Consider the following 23601-nt stretch of genomic DNA (forward strand, 5'->3'; position numbering starts at 1 on the left):
AGCGCGCGGGCCCACCGGCCGGCGCGCGCGGGCCCCGCTTCAGTGGCCCTGCTGCAAAAATTCGGACAGCGCCGGTACCGTGTTGAGCACGTGCCGGCGCATCGCCGCCTCGCATCGATCGGGGTCGCGCGTGGCCAGCGCGTCGATCAATTCCTGGTGCGATTCGCGGGCGCGCAACGCGCGGCCCGGCTGACTCGACCACAGCCGCATGTACGGCTCGACCACGGCGTGCAGCTCGGCGATCTGCCGCAACAGGCGCGGCTGACCACAGAAGCTGCACAGATATTCGTGAAACTCGCGATGCGCGGTGGTCCAGTCCAGGTAATCGCCTGAGCCCTGCTCGAGCTGGTCCAGCATGCTGATCAGGCGGCGCAGATGCTCGGGGCCCATGTTGAGCACGGCATTGCGCATGGCCAGCCCCTCGAGCACCGAACGGATCTCGAACACCTCCAGCATCTCTTTCTGGTCGAGGCCGCGCACGACGGCGCCGCGATTCGGCCGGATCTGCACCAGGCCTTCGGAGGCCAGGCGCCGCAGCGCGCCGCGCACGGGCATGCGGCTCGTGCCGATCCGCCCCGCGATCACTTCGGGCACGAGCCGTTCGCCGGGCGCGTAGCGGCCCAGGCGTATCTCGTGCTGAATGTGCTGGTAGGCCTCTTCTTCAGCGGTCAGTGCCGTCTTCTGCAGTTGCAGCATTGCTGATTTCCATAGGGAGGGATGCCGCACGGCAGTGCGTGTGCCGGGCGTGCGAGCGCCAGAGTTTAAGGCTATGGCAAAATAGCACAAATTGGATCCAATGATCCATAGATGCAATTCCCGATAGGCATGCCCGCCCCTGGCCGCTCTAATCGCCTTGGCGCGGCAACGCCGTCCTGTCAGGCGGGCCGCGCCATTTTTTGTCGACGAATCAATCAGATATACAGGGGAACCCTATGAAACTCCGTCTCGCCCGGACGCTGCTCGTGGCCGCCGGCCTCGTGGCTGGCGCACAAGCCGCCGCGCAGGCCACCGACTGGCCGCAGCATCCCGTGAAGATCGTGGTGCCCTTCCAGGCCGGCTCCGCCACCGACCTGATCTCGCGCCAGCTGGGCGCAGCGCTGGCCCAGGAATTCGGCCAGCCCTTCGTGATCGAGGCCCGCCCGGGCGCCGCCGCCGCGATCGGCAGCGCCGCCGTCGCGCGCGCCGAGCCGGACGGCTACACCCTGCTGATGGGTGGCCCCGCCGCCATCGTCACCAACCGCTTCCTGCAGAAGCGCCTGGCCTACGATCCCGACAAATTCGAGCTGGTGTCGATGGTGGCCTACACGCCCAACATCCTGCTGGCCAACACGAAGCAGCCGTTCAAGACGCTGCCGGAGATGGTGGCCTATGCCAAGGCCAATCCGGGCAAACTGACCTACGCCTCGTTCGGCACCGGCACGACCTCGCACATGGCGGGCGAAATGCTGAAGTCCGTGGCGGGCATCGACATCCTGCACGTGCCGTACAAGGGCGCGGGCGAGGCCATCCCGGCCCTGCTCTCGGGCCAGGTCTCGATGTACTTCGACACCATCATGACCGGTCTGCCGCAAGCCAAGGCCGGCGCGCTGGTGCCGCTGGGCATGTCCAACGCCAAGCGTTCGGCGCTGGCGCCCGAGATCCCCACCATCGCCGAGCAGGGTTTCGCCGGCTATGACATCGCACCGTGGTACGGTCTCGTCGCGCCTCCGGGCACGCCCGCGCCGGTGCTGGACAAGCTGAACCAGGCCGTCAACAAGGTGTTGGCACAGCCCGCGTTGCGTGACAAGCTTGCCGAAGCCGGTGCCGAGCCCCAGGGCGGCAGCCGCGCCGAGTTCTCCGCCTTCATCAAGGCCGAGATCCCGCGCACGCAGAAGCTGATCGAGCAAGCCGGCATCACGCCCCAGTAATTTTTATTTCCACGACTCATTCCACCTCCAGCCTCATGTCATCTTCTTTCGATTGGACCTTCCCTTACGCCTCCCGGAAAATGCCCGTGCTGGCCTCCAACGCGGTGGCGACCAGCCAGCCGCTGGCCGCACAGGCAGGGCTGCGCATGTTGCTGGCCGGTGGCAATGCCGTCGATAGCGCGATCGCCACGGCGATCGCGCTCACCGTCGTCGAACCCGTGATGAACGGGATCGGCGGCGATATGTTCGCCCTGATCTGGCACGACGGCGAGCTGCACGGCCTGAGCTCGTGTGGCGCGGCGCCCGCCGCCTGGACCCCCGAGTACTTCAATGGCCGCGACGCGATGCCGCCCACCGGCTGGGGCACCGTCACCGTGCCCGGCCAGATCGCCGGCTGGAAGGCGCTGTCCGAGCGTTTCGGCAAGCTGCCGTTCGCGCAGCTCTTCGAACCCGCCATCGCCTACGCCGAAGACGGCTTCCCGATCTCGCCGACGATCGCGCGGCAATGGGCCAACCAGGCGCCCAAGCTCGCGCACGAGCCCGGCTTTGCCGAAGCCTTCATGATCGACGGCAAGACGCCCGAAGCCGGTCAATGGTGGCGCTTCCCGGCGCAGGCGCGCACGCTGCGCGACATCGCGCAGACCGGCGGCGAGAGCTTCTACCGCGGCGACCTCGCGCGCCGCATCACCGATTTCGCCCGTGCCACCGGCGGCGCGCTCACGATGCAGGATCTGGCCGAGCACCAGGCCGAGTGGGTCAAGCCGATCGGCCAGAACTTCCGCGACTACACGCTGCACGAGATCCCGCCGAACGGCCAGGGCATCGCCGCCCTGATGGCGCTGGGCATGCTCGAGCGTTTCGACCTCGAAGGCATGGGCCGCGACAGCGCCGACTACTACCACGTCAGCATCGAGGCCATGAAGCTGGCCTTCGCCGATCTGCATCACCACGTGGCCGATCCGCGCCACATGCGGGTGAGCGCGGCCGATCTGCTCGACGGCGACTACCTCGCCGCGCGCTCGCGCCTGATCGCCATGGACCGCGCCACCACGCCGTCGGCCGGCAGCCCGCCGTCGGGCGGCACGGTGTACCTCACCGCCGCCGACGCGAACGGCACGATGGTGTCGTTCATCCAGTCCAACTATCACGGCTTCGGCTCCGGCGTCGTCGTGCCCGACACCGGCATCGGCCTGCACAACCGTGGCCTGAACTTCGTGCTGAAGGACGGTCACGCCAATCAGGTGGCGCCGCGCAAGAAGCCGATGCACACCATCATCCCGGCCTTCGTCACCCGCAAGGGCGAACCCGTGATGTCGTTCGGCGTGATGGGCGGCTCGATGCAGGCCCAGGGCCATCTGCAAATGGTGACGCGCCTGGCCGCCTTCGGCCAGAACCCGCAGGCCATGAGCGACGCGCCGCGCTTCCGCGTCGAGAACGGCCCGGTGGTCAACGTCGAAGCCCACCTGCCCGCCGACGTGGTGCAGGTACTGCGCGACCGCGGCCACAACGTGGCCGTGGCGCCCGCCGACAGCCTCGAGTTCGGCTCGGCCCAGCTGATCCATCGCCTGCCGCAAGGTGGCTATCTCGCCGCCTCGGACTCGCGCCGCGACGGCCAGGCCGTGGGCTTCTGAGCCCTGCCACGACAGGTGAGAACAACGCCGCCCTCGGGCGGCGTTTTTTTTGCGCGTCAATCGACCCGGATGTTGACGGTGCGCACCACCTCGGCCCACTTCACCAGCTCGCCATCGATGAAGGTCGCGAGTTCGGCGGGCGTGCTGGTCGTGGGCACCGCCCCTTCCTTCTCGAACAGCTGACGCAGCTTGGGCGAGTTCATCGCCGTCTTGAGCGCGGCGTTGAACGTCTCCACGGCTTCGGGCGGCGTGCCCTTGGGCGCCAGGATCGCGTTCCAGGTGTTGATTTCATAGCCCTTGAAGCCCTCGGTCTCGGCCACGGTCGGCACGTCGGGCAGCTGGGTCGAGCGCTGCTGCGTGGTGACGGCGAGCGGGCGCAGATTGTCGGCCTTCACCTGCGGCATCGCGCCGGGCAGCGTGGCAAAGCTGAATTGCGCCTCGCCCGTCATCACGGCCGTGTTGGCCAACGATCCGCCGCGATACGGCACGTGCACCAGCTCGAGCTTGGCCTGCTGCGCGAACATGGCGCCCGCCAGATGCACGGGCGAGCCGTTGCCGCTGGACGAATAGTTGAGCTCGCCGGGTTTGCTGCGTGCCAGCGTCACCAGCTCGGGCACCGACTTCACCGGCAGCTTGGGATTGGCCACCAGCACCAGCGGAATCGACGCCACCATGCCGACCGGCGTAAAACCGCCCACGGGATCGTAGCCCAGCGACTTTTTGTAGAGCGCAGGATTGATGCCATGGCTGGACACCGTGGCCATCAGCACCGTGTAGCCATCGGGCTTGGCCTGCTGCACGGCGGCGGCGGCGATGTTGCCGGCGGCACCGGCTTTGTTCTCCACGATGATGGACTGCTTGAGCGTGCGACTGAGCTCTTCGCCCAGCGCGCGCGCCAGGATATCGGTGGTGCCGCCCGCGGCATAACCCACGACGATGCGGATCGGCTGCTCGGGCCAGGCGGCGAAGGTGGACGGCGCGGCGCAGGCCAGGCCCGCGGCGAGCGCGATGGCTGCCAGGTTGCGTTTCATGGTTGTCTCCGTTGTTTTATGAGGTTCTGTTCTTGAAGCAGTGCATGGCCTCGCACGCCCGGCCCCGGCGGCCCGCTTGCGGACGGCGGCCGCCGTCCCCGCGCGGCGGGCGCGCGCGGTCCTGCCGGGCATCGCCCGGCACGAAAGACTTGTGAAAACCTTGCGCCGCCTGCGCGGCGCGCACTCAGGTGCCGGTGAAGACCGGCGTGCGCTTCTCAGCGAAGGCACGCTTGCCCTCGCGATAGTCATTGCTTTCGAAGCACTCGAGCACCAGCCGCGTCATGGCCTCCATGTCGACCTCCGGCCCGAGCGCCTGCATGGCGCGGATCATCTTCTTGCCGGCCCGCAAGGTGAGCGGCGCATTGGCCGATATCTGCGCCACGTACTCATCGAGCGCGGCGTCGAGGCTGCCGGGAGCGCAGACTTTGTGCACCAGGCCGCGCTTCTCGGCCTCGGCGGCGGTGTAGCGCGCGGCCGTCAGAAAGATCTCCAGCGCCCCCGCGGGCCCGGCGGCATGCACCAGATTGCGGATGGCGGTCATGCGATAGCCCAGACCGAGCTTGCCGGCCGGAATGGCGAAACTGCTGTCTTCGGAGGCCAGCCGCAGGTCGCAGCACAAGGCAATGTTGAGTCCGCCGCCGATGCAATAGCCCTTGATGCGCGCCACCGTGGGCTTGTCATAGTCGTAGAGCGCAAGCTGGGCGGCCTCGGCGACTTTTTCGTAGGCCTGCACCGCTTCTTCGCCCGAACGTAGCGTGTCGAACTGCGAGATGTTGGCGCCGCTCACGAAGGCCCGTTCGCCCGCGCCGGTCAGCACGACCACGCGGATCCGCGGATCCGCCGCCAGCGCTTCCAGCGCCAGCGGAATGCCTTCCCACATCGCGTACGACACGGCATTGTGGCGAGCAGGGTCGTTGAAGGTGATCCAGCCCGCGCCGTCGCGCTTCTCGACGATGAGGTGTTCGGTGATGCGATCCTGCAGAATGCGTTCGGCGGTCATCGGTGCTGTCCTGAGCCCGGCGCCAGTGCGGCCGGGCGGTTCGGTGGATCAATCCGGGCCTGGGCCCGCTCGAGGTGAGGTCGCGGCCGCCGGCGCGGCGGCGCCGGTCTGCTGCAGCTGCGCCTGGCGCCGCTGCATGCCGTTGGTCAGATGCTCGCGCATCGCCGCGCGCGCCGCGTCGGCGTCGCGCGCCACGATGGCATCGAAGATGCGGTGGTGTTCGAGCTCGATCTGCGCCACGCGCTCGGTGCCGGTGCTGCAATAGCGCAGCGTGCGCACCGCATCGCCGATGGCACGGCCGAAGAGCGACAGCAACCGCAGAAAATACGGATTGTTCGCGGCCTGACAGACCGCCATGTGGAAGTCGAGCGCGCGATCCGCGCCCATGCGCCAGTCGTCGCTGGCCGCGTCCACCCGCGTCAGCGCGACACGCAGCTGCTCGATCTGCGCGTCCGTGCGGTGCTGCGCGGCCAGCGCGGCCGCCCCCGCCTCGATCTCGACCCGCAGCTGATAGACGTGTTCGAGTGCTTGCGCCTGCAACAGATCGGCCGGCAACAGCTCGAAGGCCTGCTGCCCCGCATCGGTGGCCACGAAGCTGCCGACCCCGCGCCGCGTCTCGATGTAGCCCGATAGCTTCAGGCGCGCGATGGCCTCGCGCACGACGTTGCGGCTCACGCCGAAACGCTGCGCGAATTCCTGTTCGGTGGGCAGACGCTGCCCCGGCTCGAACGCCTGGCTGACGATCTTCTGCCGGATCTGCTGCGCGATTTCGTCGGGCAGATTGTCGGGCCGGGCGAGGCTGCCGAACAGCGCATCGGACACGGGTTCAGGATGGGCCATGGAATTTCCGAAGGGTGGCGGGGAAGGCCACGATGGTGTCACACCGCCCCGGCGGCGCGCAAACGCTGGCGCGCCGCTTCATCCAGGCCCAGCCAGGCCAGGATGTCGTCGGTGTGGGCACCGGTCTCGGGCGCGGGCGACACGGGCGGCGGCTCGCCGCCGCCGAACGTCACGGCGGGCGCGATGATGTCGACGTCGCCACGCTGCGGATGCGTCACGCGGCGCGTCATGCGCAGGTGCCGCACCTGTTCGTTCTCGAAGGCCGTGTCCATGGACAGGATCGGCCCGCATGGCACACCGGCCTGGTTCAGGCGCTCGATCCAATCCGCGCTGTCGCGGGTCCGCGTGCGGGCAACGATCTCGCGATTGAGTTCGCCGCGGTTTTCCACGCGCAAGCCGGCCGACGCGAAGCGCGCGTCGTCCTTGAGCTCGGGCATGCCGAGCACATCGCACAGCCGCGCGAACATGCTCGAGCCCATCGCCGCGATATTGATGTAGCCATCGGCCGTGGGGTAGACGCCCGTGGGCGAACTGGTCGGATGGTCGTTGCCCGACTGGCCCGGCACCTCGCCATCGATGAGCCAGCGCGTCGCCTGGAAGTCCATCATCCAGACCTGCGCCTGCAGCAGCGACGTGTGCACCCAGCGCCCCTGCCCGGTGCGCTCGCGGTCCAGCAAGGCCGTGAGGATGCCGATCGCGGCGAACAGGCCGGCGCTCAGATCGGCGATCGGAATCCCGGCGCGCATCGGCCCCCGGTCGGCTTCGCCGGTCACGGACATCAGGCCGCCCAAGCCCTGCGCGATCTGGTCGAGGCCGGGGCGGTCGGCGTAGGGGCCGTCCTGGCCGAACCCCGAAATGCTGGCGTAGACCAGCCGCGGGTTGACCTTGGAGAGCGACTCGAAATCGATGCCGAGCTTGGTCTTGACCGACGGCCGGTAGTTTTCGACCAGCACGTCGGCGCGCTTGACCAGCTCCATGAACACCGCCCGCCCTTCCGGCTGCTTCAGATTCAGCGTGAGGCTGCGCTTGTTGCGGTGGGTGTTCTGGTAATCGCTGAACTTGGCCGCGCCGCCCGGCTTGTCGTCCTTCACCTGGGTCGGCTCTTCGATCTTGATCACGTCCGCGCCCCAATCGGCAAACTGCCGCACGGCGGCCGGCCCGGAGCGCACGCGGGTGAGGTCCAGCACGACGAAGCGGTCCAGCGGCGCATAAATCATGACGAGGTGTCTCCGAATCGTTATTGGCGGGCGGGCGTGGCCGCGACGCGACCGGCCGCGCGGGCCGGTCGGCGCACCCATCACCGCAGTGCCCGTCCATTTGTAGGATGTTGGACATCCTATGACTTGAAAGACCCCTCGCCTATCATCGGAAACCCCAGGTGGGGGCCGGCCCTCCCCGCGCGGCCGGCGGCGGCGTCGCGCCCCAGCCTCTACAACACCTAAAACCGCCCCGGTCCTGTCAGCGGCCCGGGCGGCTTGGCAGCCACCCCTACAACACCAGAAACCGCCCTATCTTGTCGGCGGCCGCCTGCGCCGCCGGCAGGATTTCGCCGATCATTCGCTCCCGCGGCAGCCGCGACGCCTTGACGCTGACGTTGATCGCGCTCACGACCTGACCGCTGGCGCTGCGCACGGGCACACCGATGGCGCACACGTTGAGCTCCAGCTCCTGATCGCCGATGGCGTAGCCGCGCTGCCGCACCTGTTCGAGTTCGGCGCACAGCTGCGCGCGTTGCGTGACGGTGTATTCGGTAAACGGCGCGAGCTCCACGTCGTCGAAGTAGCGCGCCAGCGCGGCGGCACCGAGCTGCGCCAGCATGACCCTGCCGATCGACGTGCAGTAGGCGGGCAGGCGGCTGCCCAGACCCAGCGAGGTGGCGAGGATACGGTGCACCTCCGAGCGCGCCAGATACATCATCTCGTGGCCGGTCATGATGCCGAGCGCGCAGGTTTCGTTCACCGTTGCGCTCAGGTCGTCCAGCACCGGCTGCGCGAGCGACACGAACGGCGTGGACGCGAAGTACGCATGGCCCAGGCTCAGAATGCGCGGCGTGAGCACATAGTGACGCTCGTGCTGCTCGGCATACCCGAGCGCGACCAGGGTGTAGAGACAGCGCTGCGTCACCGCGCGCGACAGCCCGGCGCGCCGCGCCAGCTCGGCCGCGGTCTGCGGTTGGCGGCGTTCGCCAAAGGCGCGGATCACATGCAGACCGCGTGCCAGGGTCTGCATGAAATCGGGATCGCCGCGCAGTTGCTCGGGATGGGCCTGCGTGGGCAGCGGCGCGGTGTAGGCCGGGGCAATCGAAGGCGGATAGATCATCGGTGATGGGCTCCAGGCGTAGAGACCTCGCAAGCCGGCAGGGCCGCGGCATCGGACGCGGGCGCCGCGTGCAGCGGCGCGTCGCTGAGCGCCTGCAGGCTTTCCAGCGTGACGCCGGGCGCCATGGCGCGCACGCAAAAGCCGGCGGGTGTCACGTCAATCACCGCGAGGTCGGTGTAGATGCGGTCGACGACGCCCCGTCCGGTGAGCGGCAAGGTGCAGCGGCGCAGCAGCTTGGCCGCCCCGCTCTTGCTGTTGTGTTCCATCAGAATGTAGACCCGGCGCGCGCCCACCGCCAGGTCCATCGCGCCGCCCACCGCCGGCGCCTCTCCGGGCCGCGCCAGCGACCAGTTCGCCAGGTCGCCGTTATCGGCGACCTGCATGCCGCCCATCACGCACAGATCGAGATGGCCGCCCCGCATCATCGCGAACGAGTCGGCGTGGTGAAAGTACGCCCCGCCGGGCACCAGCGTGGCGGGCAGTTTTCCGGCGTTGATCAGATCCGGATCTTCCTGGCCGGGCGCGGGCGGCGGGCCCATGCCGAGAATGCCGTTTTCGCTGTGCAGCACGACCTCGCGCTCCGGCGCGAGAAACCGCGCCACATGCACCGGCATGCCGATGCCGAGATTTACGTAGCTGCCATCGGGAATGTCGCCGGCCACGCGCGCGGCCATCTCGTCACGCGTCCAGGGCCGATGGGAAGAGGATTTGGCCTGCATCGATACTCCTTCAACTCGAAAAGCCCGCGTGCTCGACGCGCGCGACCCGCTGCACGAAGATGCCGGGCGTCACGATCGCCTCGGGCGACAACGCGCCCAGCTCGACCTGTTCGCGCACCTGCACGATGGCGGTGCGGGCCGCCATGCACATCACCGGACCGAAATTGCGGGCGCTCATGCGGTAGGTGAGATTGCCCCAGCGATCGGCCTGATCGGCCTTCACCAGCGCGAAGTCGCCCGGCAGCGCGTGCTCGAACACGTACTCGCGGCCATCGATCACGCGGGTTTCCTTGCCCCGCGCCAGGTCGGTGCCCGCCCCCGTCGGCGTGTAGAAGCCGCCCAGGCCCGCGCCCGCGGCGCGCAGCCGTTCGGCGATGGTGCCCTGCGGCACGCACTCGAGCTCGATGCGCTGCTGGCGATACAGCTCGTCGAAGACCCACGAGTGCGAGGCCTTCGGGAACGAGCAGATCACCTTGCGCACGCGCCCGGCCTTGATCAGCGCCGCCAGGCCGGTTTCATGGTTGCCGGCGTTGTTGCTCACCACCGTCAGATCGCGCGCGCCCTGTTCGATCAGCGCATGCAGCAGCTCGGTGGGCATGCCGGCGCCGCCGAAGCCGCCGACCAGGACGGTGGCGCCGTCATGCACGTCCGCCACCGCCGCGGCGGGATCGGCCACGAATTTGTCGATCATCGCCACCCTCCTCTCAGTTCACGGTGATGCCGGCATCCTTGATGATGCGAGCGTAGCGGGACGAATCGGCGCGCATGAGGGCATCGAACGCCGCGGGCGTGCCGCCGGCGGGCAGAAAGCCCACGTCCATGAACTTCTGTTTGACGTCGTCCTCTTTGACGATCGCGCTGATCTCGGTGGCCATCCGGTTCACGATGGCGGGGTCCGTGCCGCGCGGCGCCAGCAAGCCGACCCAGGAGGCGGTGACGAAGCCCGGCATGCCGGCCTCTTCGAGCGTCGGCACATCGGCCGCGGTGGCCCAGCGCGTCTTGCCGGTGAAGGCGAGCGCCTTGAGGCGGTTCTCCTTCACGTACTGCATGGGCACCAGCACCGGGTCGAACACCATAGACACCCGGCCGGCGAGCAGGTCGGTGAGAATCGGCGCGCTGCCCTTGTAGGCCACATGCGTCATCTTCAGCTTCGCGCGGAGCGCCAGCTCGGCGCCGGTCAGGTGCGCGCTCGACCCCGTGCCGCTCGAGGCGTACGTGAGCTTGTCGGGGTGAGCGTGACCGTAGTCCACCAGCTCCTGCAGCGAATTCACGGGCAGATCCTTGCTCACGAACAGAAAGAGCGGCAGATCCGCCATGTGCACCACGGGCACCAGGCTTTCCTGCGAGTAGGTCAGCTCATAGAGATGCGCATTGATCACGTAGGCCGGCAGGATGCTGAGAAAGGTGTAGCCGTCGGGTTCGGCGCGGGCCGCCGCCGCGGCGCCCACATTGCTGTTCGCGCCGGGGCGGTTCTCGATGATGATGGTCTGCTTCAGGCGGGTGGACAGCTTTTCCATCACCACGCGCGTGACGGTGTCGGTCGCGCCGCCCGGGGTATAGGGCACGATCACGCGCAGGGGTTTCTCGGGCCAGTCGGAAGCGGCTTGCGCGCCGCTCCAGCCGGCCGCCATCAAGACGGCGAGCGCCATCGTAGCCAGCGCGCGACGGCGCGGGCGGGTGTGCTGCTGTGCCATGGATTGTCTCCTCCATGAGTGGGCCGTTGCCGCCGCCGCGTCGTCTCCGGAAGACGCCGCGATGGCGGCCGATGTCAGTTGTCCTGACTATTGGTCGGTACCGTGGAAAAAGTATGGCACGCCACCCGGCGGGCTGAGACAGGCCTCACTGGCGATTGTGTTCGCTCATCGGACGCGGCAGCGCGCTCGTGCCGCCGCGCCCTCCGGGGAGCGCTGGCCGATCATCGGCGGGGACGCCACGCTGCCGCCGGGACGAAAAAAAGCCCCGTGCGGGGCACGGGGCAGCATCATGAAAGCGAAGCAGCGTGAAGCGCCCGCGCCAGCGGCGGACGCTACGCATCACAGTCAGCGGGGGCGTTTGTCGATCACGCGGCGGGCCTTGCCCGTCAGGGTGCGCTCGACGAAACCCGCCTCGGCCACCTGCACGCGAGCCGACACGCCGATGTAGGACTTCACGGCATGCTGCAATTGCTTGCCGACGTTGGCGCGCTCGTCGTCCGAGAGGCCGCCGAACTCGGGCCGCAGCTCGGTGAGGATCTCGAGTTCGTCGAGATTGCCGCTGCGCGACAGCACCAGCTGATAGTGCGGCGCGAGCTGCGCGATCTTGAGCACCAGCTCCTCGACCTGCGTCGGGAACAGGTTCACGCCGCGCACGATCAGCATGTCGTCGCTGCGGCCCGTGATCTTGCCGATGCGGCGCATGCTGCGCGAGGTCGGGGCCAGCAGACGGGTGAGGTCGCGGGTACGGTAGCGAATGATGGGCATCGCCTCTTTGGTGAGCGAGGTGAACACCAGCTCGCCCTGCTCGCCATCGGCCACCGGCTCGCCCGTTTCCGGGTTGATGATCTCGGCGTAGAAGTGGTCTTCCCAGACCACCGGGCCATCCTTGGTCTCGACGCACTCGCTCGCCACGCCCGGGCCCATCACCTCGGACAGACCGTAGATGTCGACCGCGTCGATCGCGGCTTCGTTCTCGATGTCGGCGCGCATCTGACCGGTCCAGGGCTCGGCGCCGAAGATACCGATGCGCAGCGACGTTTGACGCGGATCAATGCCCTGGCGGCGCTGCTCTTCCAGAATATTGCAGAAATAGGAGGGCGTGACCATGATGATGTCCGGACGGAAATCGTTGATCAGCTGCACCTGCTTTTCGGTCTGCCCGCCCGACATCGGGATCACCGTGCAACCCAGGCGCTCGGCACCGTAATGCGCGCCCAGGCCACCCGTGAAGAGGCCATAGCCATAGGCCACATGCACGATGTCGCCCGGCTTGCCGCCGGCCGCACGGATCGAGCGCGCCACGAGATTGGCCCAGTTGTCGAGGTCGCGCGCGGTGTAGCCCACCACCGTCGGCTTGCCCGTGGTACCGCTCGAGGCATGAATGCGCGACACGCGCTCGCGCGGCACCGCGAACATACCGTAAGGGTAGTTGTCGCGCAGGTCTTTCTTGGTCGTGAACGGAAACTTCGAAATATCCGACAACTGCTTCAGGTCGTCGGGATGCACACCCTTTTCGTCGAACGCGCGCTTGTAGTGCGGCACGTTCTGGTAGGCATGGCTCAGCGTCCACTTGAGGCGTTCGAGCTGCAGGGCCTGCAGTTCGTCGCGGCTGGCATGCTCGATCGGGTCCAGCCCCGGCTTGCTCATGGTGTTGGACATGGTGTCTCTCTCCTAAATTGCGGCGTGCACGCGCGGCGCGCACGATCCTGATTCCGTCCGGCAGTGCTCACGCCTCTTCGGGCGTGCCCACCACTTGTCCTTTGATGCGATACGAGCGGCCGCGGAACAGCGCCACGGTCTTGCCGTGCTGATTGGTCACGGTCACGTCGTACACGCCGGTGCGCCCGGCCAGCGAGCGCTCCTGCGCCTCGGCCGTGAGCACGTCGCCCTCGAAGCCCGGCGCGAGATAGTCGATCACGCAGCCCGAGGCCACGGTCGCCACATTGCGCGAGTTGCACGAGAAGGCAAATGCACTGTCGGCCAGCGCGAAAATGAAACCGCCATGGCAGGTCTTGTGCCCATTGAGCATGTCGGCCCGGATCGTCATGGTGAGCCGGGCAAAGCCCGGCGCGATGTCGGTCACGGCCATGCCGAGCGACTGCGTCGCCGCGTCTTCGGCATACATGGCCGTGCGCACGGCGTGGGCCAGCTCCTGCGGATCGGTCGGAACCGTCTCTACGGTGGCGTTCATCATTGCCCCTTGAAAGACGGTTCGCGCTTGTCGAGGAACGCGGCCACGCCCTCGGCGTAGTCGGCGCTGCGGCCGAGTTCGCGCATCATGTCGCGCTCCAGATCCAGCTGCGTCGCCAGATCGTTCTGCAGGCTTTGCTGGATCGCGCGCTTGGTGAACGCCAGGCCCTTGGTCGGCGCCTTGGCGAAGTGCTGCGCCAGACGGTCGAGCGTGGCATCGAACTCGGCGTCGGCCACGCATTGCCAGATCAGGCCCCACTCCTGCGCCTGTTTGGCGGAAAGCTTATCGCCCAGCAGGGCCAGACCCAGCGCGCGAGCGCGCCCTACCAGACGCGGCAGCACGAAGGTGCCGCCGGTGTCGGGAATCAGGCCGAGCTTGCAGAACGACTGGATGAAATTCGCCGATTCCTTGGCGATAACGAGGTCGCCCGCGAATGCCAGGTTGGCGCCGGCGCCCGCCGCCACGCCGTTCACGCCCACTACGACCGGCAGCGGCAACGCCTGCAGGCGCTTGACGAGCGGGCCGTAGAACTTCTCGACGGTCTCGCCCAGATCGGGCGGCGATCCGTCGGCGGCCGGCCGCCGCTCGCTGAGGTCCTGACCGGCGCAGAAGCCGCGGCCGGCGCCGGTCAGCACGAGCACCCGCGCGCCTTCGGTCTCGACGCGCGTGATGGCTTCTGCCACTTCGCCGTGCATGCGCGCGGTGAAGCTGTTGAGCTTGTCGGGGCGGTTGAGCGTCAGACGTGCGATGCCGCCGTCGAGCTCGAACAAAATATCCTGGAAGGCCATGGTGTCGCTCCTCAGACGTGACGGCGGGTCTGCACCACGCGGAAGCGGTTCGACACGAACGCGGTGTCCGACAGCGCGGCGTTGGCGGCCGGATTGGCGCCGGTGCCGTGGAAGTCGCTGAACGCGGCGGTCTGGTTCACGAACACCGCGCCGGTGAGGTTGAGCGAGAGCGACACGCCCGCCACTTCGGCCGCGTCCTGCACGGCCTCGGCTACTTCCGGACGCGTGGTGTAGGCCGAGAAGCTCAGCGCGCCATGACGGCTGACCGTGTCACGCGCGATCTCGATGCTCTGCTCGGTCGAGTCGGTCGCGACCACGAAGGAGATCGGGCCGAACCATTCACGCGCGATGGCGGGGTTGCCGGCTTCGGCGCGCAGCATCAGCGGGGTACGCACGCGGGCGCCCGCGAACTGCGGATGCTCGAGCTCGCGCGAATCCGCCACGACCGGCAGGCCCAGCATGCGGGCTTCGTCGATGCGAGCCGCGGTGGCCTCGCTCTGGATCGCGCCGGTGAGCTCGACGGCCTTGGCCGCATCGCCCGAGAGCTTTTCGACGGCCGTGCCCAGGGCCGCGACCACCTCGTCGAAGCTCTTGTGGCCTTCGGCCGTGTCGATGCCGCCGCGCGGCACGTAGATGTTTTGCGGCGCCGTGCACATCTGGCCCGAGTAGAGCGCCAGCGAGAACGCCAGGTTGCGCGCCACGCCCTTCAGGTCGTCGGCCGAATCGATGATGACCTGGTTGACGCCGGCCTTCTCGGTGTAGACCTGGGCCTGGCGCGCATTCTGCTCGAGCCAGTCGCCGTTGGCGCTGCTGCCGGTGAAGTCGATCAGCTTGACGGCAGGATCCAGCGCCAGCGTCTGCGCGGTGTCGTCGCCCGCGGCGTGCGCGGCCAGTTGCACCACATCGGGATCGAAGCCCGCTTCGGCCAGCACCTCGCGCGCCACCTGCACGGTGATCGCGAGCGGCAGGATCGCGCCGGGATGCGGCTTGACGATCACGGTGTTGCCGGTGGCCAGGCTGGCGAACAGGCCGGGATAGCCGTTCCAGGTCGGGAAGGTCGAGCAGCCGATCACCAGGGCCACGCCGCGCGGCACCACGGTGAAGTGCTTCTCCATCTTGATCGGATCACTCTTGCCCTGCGGCTTTTCCCACAGCGCCACGCCGGGGATGCGGGCCATTTCCTGCCAGGCGTAGGCCACGGCCTCGACGCCGCGGTCCTGGGCGTGCGGGCCGCCCGCCTGGAACGCCATCATGAAACCCTGACCCGTCGTGTGCTGCACGGCATGGGCGATCTCGAAACTCTTGCGGTTCAGGCGCGACAGGATTTCGAGCGACACGCCCACCCATACCTGCGGACCGGCGCGGCGCCATTCCTGCAGCGCCTTCTGGGCATTGGCCACGAGCTTGGCGGCGGAGAGCTTGGGATAGGTGATGTCGAGCGCGAAGCCGAACGGCGACACCTCGCCACCCACCTGGCCCTCGGCACCGTTCTGCTCGAGCGCGAACGGCTTGCCGCGCAGCGCCTCGAACGCGGCCTGGCCATCGGCCGCGGCGGTCTCGCCGTAGTTGCGCGGGCTGGGGGATTCGGCGAACGGGCTCCAATAGCCGCGTTCGGCGGCGGCCTTCACGGCCTGGTCGAGCAAGGGACGGTGGCGTTCAAAGAAATCGTTGGACACGCTGTTCTCCGATATATTTTTGAGATTCGCAAATAGGAATGAAACGGCAGCCGGACCGGGCCGGATACGGACATCGACGACTCAGGTTTCCTGGTCGAAATCCAGTACCAGCCGGTCGCTGACCGGAAAGCTCTGGCAGCTCAGCACGAAGCCGCGCGCCACTTCATAGTCTTCGAGCGCGAAGTTCGCATCCATGTCGACCTCGCCCTCCACCACCTTGCAACGGCAGGTGGAGCACACGCCCCCCTTGCACGAGTAAGGCAGCTCCACGCCCTGGGCCAGCGCGGCGTCGAGCACGCTGTCCTTGTTCTTGTCGATCGTGAAGGTGCGGCTGTGGCCGTCCTGCACGACGGTGACTTCGCATTGGCCCTTGCCCGGCGCCGTGGGCGCCTCGCGGCCGGTGCGCAGCGCACGCGGGCCCTTGGGCGCGCCGAACAGCTCGAACTTGATCTGGCTCTTTTCGAGGCCGCGGGCCTGCAGGTGCTCGACCACGCTTTCGATCATGGTCTGCGGACCACAGACGAAGGCATAGTCGATGTCGTCGGGGCTCATCCAGGCCCGCATGAGCTGCTCGACCTTCTCGCCGTCGAGACGACCGTTGAAGAGCTCGATGTCCTGGGTTTCGCGGCTCATGATGTAGACCAGCGAAAAACGCTCCATGTAGCGGTTTTTCAGGTCTTCGATCTCTTCGCGGAACAGCACCGACGACGACGCGCGGTTGCCGAAGAACAGCGTGAAGCGGCTGTCGGGCTCGGTGGACAGCGCCGTCTTGACGAGCGAGAATACCGGGGTGATGCCGCTGCCGACCGCGAATGCCACGTAGTGGCGCTTGTTGCCGGGCGCGAAGTCCACCGTGAAATTACCGGCGGGGGCCATCACTTCGAGGGTCTGGCCGGGCTGCAACTCGTGATTGGCCCAGCTCGAGAACACGCCCTCGTCGACCTTCTTGATCGCGACGCGCAGCACGCCGTCGGTCGGCGCGGAACAGATCGAGTACGAGCGGCGCACTTCTTCGCCGTCCAGGCTCGTGCGCAGCGTCAGGTACTGGCCGGGCCGGAACGAAAAATCGTCGCGCAGGTCCGGCGGCAGATCGAAGGTCACGACCACCGCGTCGCGCGTGTTGCGTGCGACCGATGCGACCTTGAGCGTATGGAATTGGTTCTGGCTCATGATGTCACCAGCTTCAGTGAGGCTTGAAATAATCGAAAGGCTCGTGGCAGGCGGCGCAGCGATAGAGCGCCTTGCACGAGGTCGAACCGAAATGGCTGACCAGACGGGTGTTGTGCGAGCCGCAGCGGGGACAGGCGATGGCGGGCGCCGCGTGACGGCGGCTGATGCCCGAAATATCGATCGCGCGCTCGGCGGGCGCGGCGATGCCGTAGCCCTTGAGCGCCGTGCGGCCGCGTTCGGTCATCCAGTCCGTGGTCCAGGCGGGCGACAGGCGCGTCTCGATGCGCACCTCGTCTAGACCATGGGCCTGCAGGGTGCGCGTGATGTCTTCGCTGATCTCGCGCATCGCCGGACAACCGGAATACGTCGGCGTGATCGTGACCACGCAGGCGGCCTCCTCGAAACGCACCTCGCGCACCACGCCCAGATCCACCACCGACAGCACCGGAATTTCGGGATCGGGCACTTCCTGCAGCCAGGTCATGACCTGGGCGGGTTCGACGGAAACAGGCGTGGCGGGCGCGGACGTATTCACCATTTGGCTCCGGGGTAGGCACGCGGCAGGTGCTGCATTTCGGCCAGCAGAAAGCCCAGCGCCTCGGTGTGCCGCCCGATGCGGCCGCCGCGATGCGCGGGATGGAAGGCGGCTTCTTCGGACGGCTGCGTCAGCGTGGCTTCGTCGAGCACCTCGCTCACATGCGCGAGCCAGGGCTGGCGCAGCGCGGCGAGCTCACAGCCGATGCCGCGGGCCGCGAGGTCCGTGTCGACCGCGTCGTCGACGAACAGCTCGCCGCTGTACGGCCAGATGGCGTCGAGCGCGTCCTGCATGCGGCGGTGGCTTTCGTCGGTGCCGTCGCCGAGCCGCACGACCAGGTCGGACGAGCGGCGCACGTGATACGTGACTTCCTTTTGCGCCTTGGCGGCGATTGCCGCCACGCGCTCGTCGCTCGACTGGACCAGCCGCTCGAGCAGGAAGTAGTGCCAGACGTCGAACAGGAACTGGCGCGCCATGGTGTCGCCATAGTGGCCGTTTTCGCGTTCGACGAGCAGCGGATTGCGGAATTGATGCGCGTCGCGCAGGTAGGCGAGCTGGTCCTCGTCGCGGCCCGCGCCCTCGATCTCGGCGGCCAGACTCAGCCACATGCGGGCCTGACCGAGCAGGTCGAGCGCGGTGTTGGTGAGGGCCAGGTCTTCTTCGAGGACGGGCCCGTGGCCGGTCCATTCAGACAGACGCTGCGACAGCACCAGCGTGGTGTCGCCCATGCGCAGCGCGAACTCGAACAGATTCTTGTCCATGGTGCCCACGCTCACATGTGCTTGATTTCTTCCGGCATCGGGAAGAACGTGGGATGGCGGTAGACCTTGCTGTTGGCCGGCTCGAACAGCGGCTCTTTGTCGCTCGGGCTGCTCGCCACGATGTCGGCGGCGCGCACGACCCAGATGCTCAGGCCTTCATTACGCCGCGTGTAGACGTCGCGCGCATGGTTGATCGCCATCTCGGCGTCGGGCGCGTGCAGGCTGCCGACGTGCTTGTGCGCCAGACCGTGCTGGCTGCGGATGAACACTTCCCAGAGGGGCCATTCTTTGCTCATGATGCGTCTCCGGCCCGGCGCGGCGGCGGCCGCGCGCGAGGGCGTAAGGGCTAGGGGCGATATCGGAATCGGGGATCGGGTGGCGTGGCCGCCGGCGCCGGGCTTGGAAGCCCCTACCGGCAGGCCGCTCGCCTCAGGCGGCCTTGCGGCGGGCCTGCTTGTCGGCGTAGGCGGACAGGCCGTCGCGCACCCAGGCGCCGTCTTCGTGGGCCTTGACGCGCGCGGCGAGGCGGTCGCGGTTGCAGGGGCCGTTGCCCTTGATCACCGCATAGAACTCCGACCAGTCGATCTCGCCGAAGTCATAGTGGCCGCGCTCGGCGTTCCATTTGAGATCGGGATCGGGCACCTTCAGGCCCAGGTACTCGGCCTGCGGCACGGTCTGGTCGACCATCTTCTGGCGCAGCTCGTCGTTGGTGAAGAGCTTGATCTTCCATTGCATCGACTGCGCGCTGTTGGGCGAGTCGGCATCGGACGGGCCGAACATCATCAACGCGGGCCACCACCAGCGGTTGAAGGCTTCCTGGCACATGGCCTTTTGTTCGGGCGTGCCGTTCAGGCACATCTCGATCAGCAGGTCGTAGCCCTGGCGCTGGTGGAACGACTCCTCCTTACAGACCCGCACCATCGCGCGGGCGTAGGGGCCATAGGAACAGCGGCACAGCGGGATCTGGTTGATGATGGCCGAGCCGTCGACCAGCCAGCCGATCATGCCGATGTCGGCCCACGACAGCGTCGGGTAATTGAAGATGCTGGAGTACTTGGCCTTGCCGCTGTGCAGGTCGTCGATCAGGTCGTCGCGCGAGACGCCGAGCGTTTCGGCGGCGCTGTAGAGATACAGCCCGTGACCGGCTTCGTCCTGCACCTTGGCGAGCAGGATGGCCTTGCGCTTGAGGCTGGGCGCGCGGGTGATCCAGTTGCCTTCGGGCAGCATGCCGACGATCTCGGAATGCGCGTGCTGCGAAATCTGGCGCACGAGCGTCTTGCGGTAGGCATCGGGCATCCAGTCCTTGGCCTCGATGCGCACGCCGTCGTCGATGCGCTTCTGGAAGGCCGCTTCGGGGCCGGTGAGCTGATCCACGCCTTTGACCTGCTTGACGCCGGTCTCGACCAATTGAGCGTACATGGTTTGTCTCCTTGCGCGGCGGCGATCCCGGGGCCAGTGCGGCAGCCCGGGCGCAGTCCGCTCTCATAGATCCATTATTTAATACAGAAAAACCATTGTCAAACCGATTTCTGTATCACGTCGGATTTATGTATCATGTCGCACCCGCGATTTTTTCCTTGTGTCACAGGAGCTTAGCGCTGCACAACCAGCGCGGCTGCGCGACCTGGGATTTACCCTGATCCGACCCCATTCGCTGATATGGCCACCCTTTCCGACCCGATGGACCGCTTCATCGCCAAGCTCCTCAAGCAGGACCCGCCGCGCGCCAAGTCGCTGTGCGTGAGCCTGCTGGGCGACGCGCTGGGTCCGCACGGCGGCGCCATCTGGCTGGGCGATCTGATCGAGCTGCTCGCCCCGGTCGGCATCAACGAACGGCTGCTGCGCACGAGCGTGTTCCGGCTGGTGTCACAGGGTTGGCTGCATTCCGAACGCCACGGGCGCCGCAGCCTGTATCTGATGTCCGAACAGGGGCAACGCAACACGGCGCGCGCGTCGCAGCGCATCTACGAAGGCCCGGCCTCCGAGTGGAGCGGCGAGTGGACGCTGGTGGCGCTGCCGCGCACCGGCGGCAACGGCCTGGCCGAACGCGCGGAACTGCGGCGCGAGCTCGAGTGGGAGGGATTCGCGCTGGTCGCGCCGGGCCTGTTCGCCCATCCGGCCACCGAGGCCCGCGCGGCCCACGACATCCTCGAGAAGCTCGGCATTCCCGACCGCGCGCTGGTGCTGTCGGCCCGCGATCTCGCCGGCGCGGGCGGGTTGCCCATCGCCAGCCTGGCGCCGCAGTGCTGGAATCTCGACGCCGTGGCGGAGCAATACCGCCTGTTCATCCGTCATTTCGGCCCGCTCGAAACCCTGCTCGACGCACCGGACGCGGCCGAACCGGCCCAGGCCTTCGCCCTGCGCGTGCTGTTGCTGCACCACTGGCGCCGGATCGTGTTGCACGATCCGCAGTTGCCGATGCCGATGCTGCCGGCTCAATGGCCGGGCATTCCGGCACGCGAAATGTGCCGGCGGCTCTACTGGCGTCTGTTCGACGCCTCCGAAGCCCATCTGGACACGGTCGCCGGACGCGAGAACGCCGGCTATCGTCCGCTATCGCCGGAGATCATGGCGCGCTTCGGCGGGCGCCCGGGCACCCTGCCCGGCTGAGCGGCGCGGCAGGCGGCGCAGGCCCGCGCACCGGCGCGTCAGCGGCTCGCACTGGCCCTTTTATAAGGGCTGTTCGCAGCATGCCGCTGTCAAGTTTTCCACGTAAAATCAGACCGCCGCCGCGATGTATCGGCGCAATGCCTTTACGTCCTGGATGTACGTCGACCTCATCACTCTTTACCTACTCGCAGTCGGAACCCTGCTCGCCAGTGCAGGCATGACATTCTGGGAGCACAGGTCCAATCCCAAGCGCAGCCTGTCCCTGCGGATTCTGTCCGCCGGGTTTGCGACGCTGGCCGCCGGCTGCGCGCTGGCGCTGATCCGGCGCGACTTTCCCGGCGCCCTCGGCTCGGCCATCGCCAACCTCACCGTGCTGTCGGGCTATCTGCTCATCTTCACGGGTGTGGCCTCGCTGAGCGGGCGCACGCACAAACGCATTTCGCTCGCCCTGCTCGCCGTGATGGCGCTCACCTGGCTCATCGGCGGCGTGCGCTACCAGGAAGTGATCTGGAATTACCTCAGCTCGATCCCGATCGCGCTCGCCAGCGGCCTGACCGCCTGGGCCATGCTGCGTTGCGACGCCATGAAGTCGATGCAGTCGCGCTATATCGTCGTGGCCCTGAGCAGCATCCACGCGCTGTGTTACGCCGGCCGGGCGCTGGTGCTGCCCTGGCTGGTGGGCGAACAGGGTCAGGCGATCCAGTCACTGGCCAGCAAGATCACGGTTTACGAGGGGGTGCTGTATTCGGTCGTGCTGCCGATGACCCTGCTCAAGCTCATCCGCGACGAGTCGCATGGCCATCTGCTGCGCGAGTCGCAGACCGACTACCTGACGCGGCTGGGCAATCGGCGCTGGTTCTTCGAACAGGGCGTGGCCGCGCTCGAGGCCACCGCGGCCCGTTCGCCGATCGCCGTGCTGGCCTTCGATCTGGATCGCTTCAAGGCCATCAACGATCGATATGGCCATCAGGCGGGCGACGAGGTCTTGAAGTCGTTTGCCGACATCGCCCAGGGCGTGTTCGGTCCGAACGCCATCCTGGCGCGCATGGGCGGCGAAGAGTTCGCCGGCCTGCTGACGGGCGACGACGCGCGCCGAGCCCAGATGCTGGGCGAGGCGATCATCGCGCGCTTCTCGCAGACGAGCGCGCTGCATGTGCGGCAGAACGGCCTGTCGGCCACCGTGAGCATCGGTCTGGCGCAATTCGACGATCGCGCCCCGTCGCTGGTCGAGGCGCTGGCGGCCGCCGACCACGCGCTCTACCGCGCCAAATCGCAGGGCGGCAACCGGCTCGAGCTGGCCTCCTCGCCCGAACGCGGCTCCGTCGCGGCCTGATCCCTGATCCCCTACGCTTTGCACTGCCGGCTGCCTGACGTGAGCGGGCGTGGGCGCGCGCCCGCGCGGCGGGGGTGGCGAGCCTCGCGCGCCCCGGGCAGAGGTCAGGCGGCCGTGTCCGGCGCGGCGAACGCGCGCGACAGCCAGTCGGGCTCGAGCCCCAGCGTGTCGAGATGGGTTTCGCCCGCGGCGAGCCGTCCGGCGCCCTGAGCGAGGCCGGGTGACGTGGCGATGAACGACAGGGTCCAGCGCGCCCGCACCGGCTGACCGAGCGCCGCGCCATTGACGGCGGAGATTCCGCTGGGGATGTCCAGTGCCAGGACGGGCACCTGCCAGGCGTTGACGGCATCGACCGCGGCCTGCCACTGGGCGGAAAGCTTGCGGTTCAGCCCGATGCCGAAGAGCCCGTCGATCACGACCTGCGGCGCCCGCAGCGGCAGTGCACGATCTTCGATGCCCCCGGCCGCGCGCCAGCCCGCGTAGGCGTGCGCGGCGTCGGCCGGCAGCGCCGCCGGATCGCTCAGCATCACGACCTGGGTCTCGTAGCCCCAGCGGCTCAGCCAGGTGGCGGCAACCAGCGCATCGCCCCCGTTGTTGCCGGGGCCGGCCAACGCGAGCACGTGGGTTTCGGGGCCATGGCGGGCCGCGATGAAATCGGCGGCGGCGCGTCCGGCGCGCGCCATCAGGTCCAGGCCTTCGGCGCGGGCCTGCGCTTCGGCGCGCCGGATGCCATCGAGCAGAAATGAACTCACGGGGAGAACGGCGGGTGCCGCCTGTGCAAACGAGATGTCCCAGCGTAATGCACGCCGGGACCCCGCGTCACCCGCCGGGTTTTACACCTTGAGGAAATGCTCGCGGTAGTACTTGAGCTCGTCGATCGACTCGTAGATGTCCGCCAGCGCCTCGTGGCGGCTCTTTTTCTCGAAGCCCTTCAGGAGCGCGGGCGACCAGCGGCGGGCCAGCTCCTTGAGGGTGCTGACGTCGAGGTTGCGGTAGTGGAAGAAGCGCTCGAGCTCGGGCATGTACGCGAACATGAAGCGGCGGTCCTGGCTGATCGTGTTGCCGCACAGGGGCGACTTGCCCGCCGGCACGTGCTGCGCCAGGAAGGCGATCAGCTGGGCCTCGGCCTCGGCTTCGGTCAGGGTGGACGCGCGCACCTTGTCGATCAGGCCGCTCTTGCCGTGCGTGGACTTGTTCCAGTTGTCCATGGCGTCGAGCAGGCTGTCGGGCTGATGGATCACCAGCACCGGGCCTTCGGCGACCACGGTAAGATCGGGCTCGGTGACCACCACCGCCACCTCGATGATGCGTTCTTTCTCGGGATCGAGCCCGGTCATTTCCATATCGAGCCAGACCAGGCGGTTTTCGTTGGCAGCCATATAATTTCGTTTGCTGT

At 67.7% G+C, this 23601-nt stretch carries 24 protein-coding genes; 4 read left to right on the forward strand and 20 right to left on the reverse strand.

What is annotated here, in order from left to right; all coding sequences use genetic code 11:
* Positions 1–39: 39 nt before the first annotated feature.
* Positions 40–696 (reverse strand): GntR family transcriptional regulator, encoded by a 657-nt coding sequence (locus CEK29_RS13850; protein WP_094800901.1) that lies wholly within the window; start codon positions 694–696, stop codon positions 40–42.
* A gap of 236 nt (positions 697–932) precedes the next feature.
* On the opposite strand from CEK29_RS13850, the gene CEK29_RS13855 reads away from it, so the two are divergent.
* Together CEK29_RS13855 and ggt are read left to right on the forward strand one after the other, a co-directional pair.
* The gene (locus CEK29_RS13855; RefSeq protein WP_094858469.1) at positions 933–1907 is read left to right on the forward strand and encodes a Bug family tripartite tricarboxylate transporter substrate binding protein; all 975 of its coding nucleotides are present in this window, start codon (positions 933–935) and stop codon (positions 1905–1907) included.
* 35 nt (positions 1908–1942) lie between these two features.
* Positions 1943–3538 carry a gamma-glutamyltransferase gene (gene ggt, locus CEK29_RS13860; RefSeq protein WP_094858470.1) on the forward strand — a complete coding sequence of 532 codons (1596 nt, stop codon included), beginning with the start codon at positions 1943–1945 and terminating at the stop codon, positions 3536–3538.
* Positions 3539–3594: 56 nt separating this feature from the next.
* On the opposite strand, the gene CEK29_RS13865 is transcribed toward ggt, so the two are convergent.
* The 17 genes from CEK29_RS13865 to paaA form a co-directional block, all read right to left on the reverse strand.
* Positions 3595–4569: a Bug family tripartite tricarboxylate transporter substrate binding protein gene (locus CEK29_RS13865; protein ID WP_094858471.1), complete on the reverse strand. Its 975-nt coding sequence runs from the start codon at positions 4567–4569 to the stop codon at positions 3595–3597.
* Positions 4570–4753: 184 nt separating this feature from the next.
* Positions 4754–5569, reverse strand: coding sequence for an enoyl-CoA hydratase (locus CEK29_RS13870; protein ID WP_094858472.1), 816 nt, complete (start codon positions 5567–5569; stop codon positions 4754–4756).
* A gap of 48 nt (positions 5570–5617) precedes the next feature.
* Positions 5618–6409, reverse strand: a complete 792-nt coding sequence (locus CEK29_RS13875) for a FadR/GntR family transcriptional regulator (RefSeq protein ID WP_094800911.1) — start codon at positions 6407–6409, stop codon at positions 5618–5620.
* A gap of 38 nt (positions 6410–6447) precedes the next feature.
* Positions 6448–7626, reverse strand: a complete 1179-nt coding sequence (locus tag CEK29_RS13880; RefSeq protein ID WP_094800913.1) for a CaiB/BaiF CoA transferase family protein — start codon at positions 7624–7626, stop codon at positions 6448–6450.
* Between the two features lie 271 nt (positions 7627–7897).
* On the reverse strand, positions 7898–8728 hold the full coding sequence (locus CEK29_RS13885) for an IclR family transcriptional regulator domain-containing protein (protein ID WP_094858473.1): 831 nt from the start codon (positions 8726–8728) through the stop codon (positions 7898–7900).
* Positions 8725–9447, reverse strand: a complete 723-nt coding sequence (locus CEK29_RS13890; RefSeq protein WP_094800917.1) for a 3-oxoacid CoA-transferase subunit B — start codon at positions 9445–9447, stop codon at positions 8725–8727. Before CEK29_RS13890 ends, CEK29_RS13885 begins: the two co-directional genes overlap by 4 nt.
* Positions 9448–9457: 10 nt before the next feature.
* A complete protein-coding gene (locus CEK29_RS13895; protein WP_094800919.1) occupies positions 9458–10138 on the reverse strand; it encodes a 3-oxoacid CoA-transferase subunit A in 681 nt (226 codons plus the stop codon).
* Positions 10139–10151: 13 nt separating this feature from the next.
* Positions 10152–11141: a Bug family tripartite tricarboxylate transporter substrate binding protein gene (locus CEK29_RS13900; protein WP_094858474.1), complete on the reverse strand. Its 990-nt coding sequence runs from the start codon at positions 11139–11141 to the stop codon at positions 10152–10154.
* A gap of 345 nt (positions 11142–11486) precedes the next feature.
* The gene (paaK, locus tag CEK29_RS13905; RefSeq protein WP_094858475.1) at positions 11487–12800 is read right to left on the reverse strand and encodes a phenylacetate--CoA ligase PaaK; all 1314 of its coding nucleotides are present in this window, start codon (positions 12798–12800) and stop codon (positions 11487–11489) included.
* Positions 12801–12867: 67 nt separating this feature from the next.
* Positions 12868–13332, reverse strand: a complete 465-nt coding sequence (paaI, locus tag CEK29_RS13910; RefSeq protein ID WP_094801173.1) for a hydroxyphenylacetyl-CoA thioesterase PaaI — start codon at positions 13330–13332, stop codon at positions 12868–12870.
* Positions 13332–14120: a 2-(1,2-epoxy-1,2-dihydrophenyl)acetyl-CoA isomerase PaaG gene (gene paaG, locus CEK29_RS13915; protein ID WP_094800925.1), complete on the reverse strand. Its 789-nt coding sequence runs from the start codon at positions 14118–14120 to the stop codon at positions 13332–13334. The genes paaI and paaG overlap by 1 nt, the downstream gene beginning before the upstream one ends.
* Before the next feature lie 11 nt (positions 14121–14131).
* Positions 14132–15796: a phenylacetic acid degradation protein PaaN gene (paaN, locus tag CEK29_RS13920; protein WP_094858476.1), complete on the reverse strand. Its 1665-nt coding sequence runs from the start codon at positions 15794–15796 to the stop codon at positions 14132–14134.
* An 81-nt stretch (positions 15797–15877) separates the two neighbouring features.
* Complete coding sequence (paaE, locus tag CEK29_RS13925; protein ID WP_094800929.1) at positions 15878–16966, reverse strand: 1,2-phenylacetyl-CoA epoxidase subunit PaaE; 1089 nt, start codon at positions 16964–16966, stop codon at positions 15878–15880.
* 13 nt (positions 16967–16979) lie between these two features.
* A complete protein-coding gene (paaD, locus tag CEK29_RS13930; protein WP_094858477.1) occupies positions 16980–17504 on the reverse strand; it encodes a 1,2-phenylacetyl-CoA epoxidase subunit PaaD in 525 nt (174 codons plus the stop codon).
* Entirely contained in the window at positions 17498–18262 is a 765-nt protein-coding gene (gene paaC, locus CEK29_RS13935) for a 1,2-phenylacetyl-CoA epoxidase subunit PaaC (RefSeq protein WP_094858478.1), read from the reverse strand. Before paaC ends, paaD begins: the two co-directional genes overlap by 7 nt.
* 11 nt (positions 18263–18273) lie before the next feature.
* Positions 18274–18558 (reverse strand): 1,2-phenylacetyl-CoA epoxidase subunit PaaB, encoded by a 285-nt coding sequence (paaB, locus tag CEK29_RS13940; RefSeq protein WP_094800935.1) that lies wholly within the window; start codon positions 18556–18558, stop codon positions 18274–18276.
* A 133-nt stretch (positions 18559–18691) separates the two neighbouring features.
* On the reverse strand, positions 18692–19681 hold the full coding sequence (gene paaA, locus CEK29_RS13945) for a 1,2-phenylacetyl-CoA epoxidase subunit PaaA (protein WP_094800937.1): 990 nt from the start codon (positions 19679–19681) through the stop codon (positions 18692–18694).
* Between the two features lie 240 nt (positions 19682–19921).
* Here paaA and paaX point away from each other — a divergent pair, with 240 nt between their 5' ends.
* On the forward strand, positions 19922–20872 hold the full coding sequence (gene paaX / locus CEK29_RS13950) for a phenylacetic acid degradation operon negative regulatory protein PaaX (RefSeq protein WP_094800939.1): 951 nt from the start codon (positions 19922–19924) through the stop codon (positions 20870–20872).
* A 154-nt stretch (positions 20873–21026) separates the two neighbouring features.
* On the forward strand, positions 21027–22205 hold the full coding sequence (locus CEK29_RS13955; protein WP_094858544.1) for a GGDEF domain-containing protein: 1179 nt from the start codon (positions 21027–21029) through the stop codon (positions 22203–22205).
* Positions 22206–22309: 104 nt separating this feature from the next.
* Here CEK29_RS13955 and CEK29_RS13960 read toward each other — a convergent pair whose 3' ends face one another.
* A complete protein-coding gene (locus tag CEK29_RS13960) occupies positions 22310–22957 on the reverse strand; it encodes an NAD(P)H-hydrate epimerase (protein WP_255176160.1) in 648 nt (215 codons plus the stop codon).
* An 81-nt stretch (positions 22958–23038) separates the two neighbouring features.
* On the reverse strand, positions 23039–23584 hold the full coding sequence (gene orn, locus CEK29_RS13965; protein WP_094800941.1) for an oligoribonuclease: 546 nt from the start codon (positions 23582–23584) through the stop codon (positions 23039–23041).
* Positions 23585–23601: the final 17 nt, after the last annotated feature.

It is taken from the genome of Bordetella genomosp. 5, assembly GCF_002261475.1.
GTDB lineage: Bacteria > Pseudomonadota > Gammaproteobacteria > Burkholderiales > Burkholderiaceae_B > Bordetella.

Coding starts and splice junctions, on each gene's coding strand:
- CEK29_RS13850 (WP_094800901.1), bottom strand. CDS start 696: ATGCTGCAACTGCAGAAGACGGCACTGACCGCTGAAGAAGAGGCCTAC.
- CEK29_RS13855 (WP_094858469.1), top strand. CDS start 933: ATGAAACTCCGTCTCGCCCGGACGCTGCTCGTGGCCGCCGGCCTCGTG.
- ggt (WP_094858470.1), top strand. CDS start 1,943: ATGTCATCTTCTTTCGATTGGACCTTCCCTTACGCCTCCCGGAAAATG.
- CEK29_RS13865 (WP_094858471.1), bottom strand. CDS start 4,569: ATGAAACGCAACCTGGCAGCCATCGCGCTCGCCGCGGGCCTGGCCTGC.
- CEK29_RS13870 (WP_094858472.1), bottom strand. CDS start 5,569: ATGACCGCCGAACGCATTCTGCAGGATCGCATCACCGAACACCTCATC.
- CEK29_RS13875 (WP_094800911.1), bottom strand. CDS start 6,409: ATGGCCCATCCTGAACCCGTGTCCGATGCGCTGTTCGGCAGCCTCGCC.
- CEK29_RS13880 (WP_094800913.1), bottom strand. CDS start 7,626: ATGATTTATGCGCCGCTGGACCGCTTCGTCGTGCTGGACCTCACCCGC.
- CEK29_RS13885 (WP_094858473.1), bottom strand. CDS start 8,728: ATGATCTATCCGCCTTCGATTGCCCCGGCCTACACCGCGCCGCTGCCC.
- CEK29_RS13890 (WP_094800917.1), bottom strand. CDS start 9,447: ATGCAGGCCAAATCCTCTTCCCATCGGCCCTGGACGCGTGACGAGATG.
- CEK29_RS13895 (WP_094800919.1), bottom strand. CDS start 10,138: ATGATCGACAAATTCGTGGCCGATCCCGCCGCGGCGGTGGCGGACGTG.
- CEK29_RS13900 (WP_094858474.1), bottom strand. CDS start 11,141: ATGGCACAGCAGCACACCCGCCCGCGCCGTCGCGCGCTGGCTACGATG.
- paaK (WP_094858475.1), bottom strand. CDS start 12,800: ATGTCCAACACCATGAGCAAGCCGGGGCTGGACCCGATCGAGCATGCC.
- paaI (WP_094801173.1), bottom strand. CDS start 13,332: ATGAACGCCACCGTAGAGACGGTTCCGACCGATCCGCAGGAGCTGGCC.
- paaG (WP_094800925.1), bottom strand. CDS start 14,120: ATGGCCTTCCAGGATATTTTGTTCGAGCTCGACGGCGGCATCGCACGT.
- paaE (WP_094800929.1), bottom strand. CDS start 16,966: ATGAGCCAGAACCAATTCCATACGCTCAAGGTCGCATCGGTCGCACGC.
- paaD (WP_094858477.1), bottom strand. CDS start 17,504: ATGGTGAATACGTCCGCGCCCGCCACGCCTGTTTCCGTCGAACCCGCC.
- paaC (WP_094858478.1), bottom strand. CDS start 18,262: ATGGACAAGAATCTGTTCGAGTTCGCGCTGCGCATGGGCGACACCACG.
- paaB (WP_094800935.1), bottom strand. CDS start 18,558: ATGAGCAAAGAATGGCCCCTCTGGGAAGTGTTCATCCGCAGCCAGCAC.
- paaA (WP_094800937.1), bottom strand. CDS start 19,681: ATGTACGCTCAATTGGTCGAGACCGGCGTCAAGCAGGTCAAAGGCGTG.
- paaX (WP_094800939.1), top strand. CDS start 19,922: ATGGCCACCCTTTCCGACCCGATGGACCGCTTCATCGCCAAGCTCCTC.
- CEK29_RS13955 (WP_094858544.1), top strand. CDS start 21,027: ATGTACGTCGACCTCATCACTCTTTACCTACTCGCAGTCGGAACCCTG.
- orn (WP_094800941.1), bottom strand. CDS start 23,584: ATGGCTGCCAACGAAAACCGCCTGGTCTGGCTCGATATGGAAATGACC.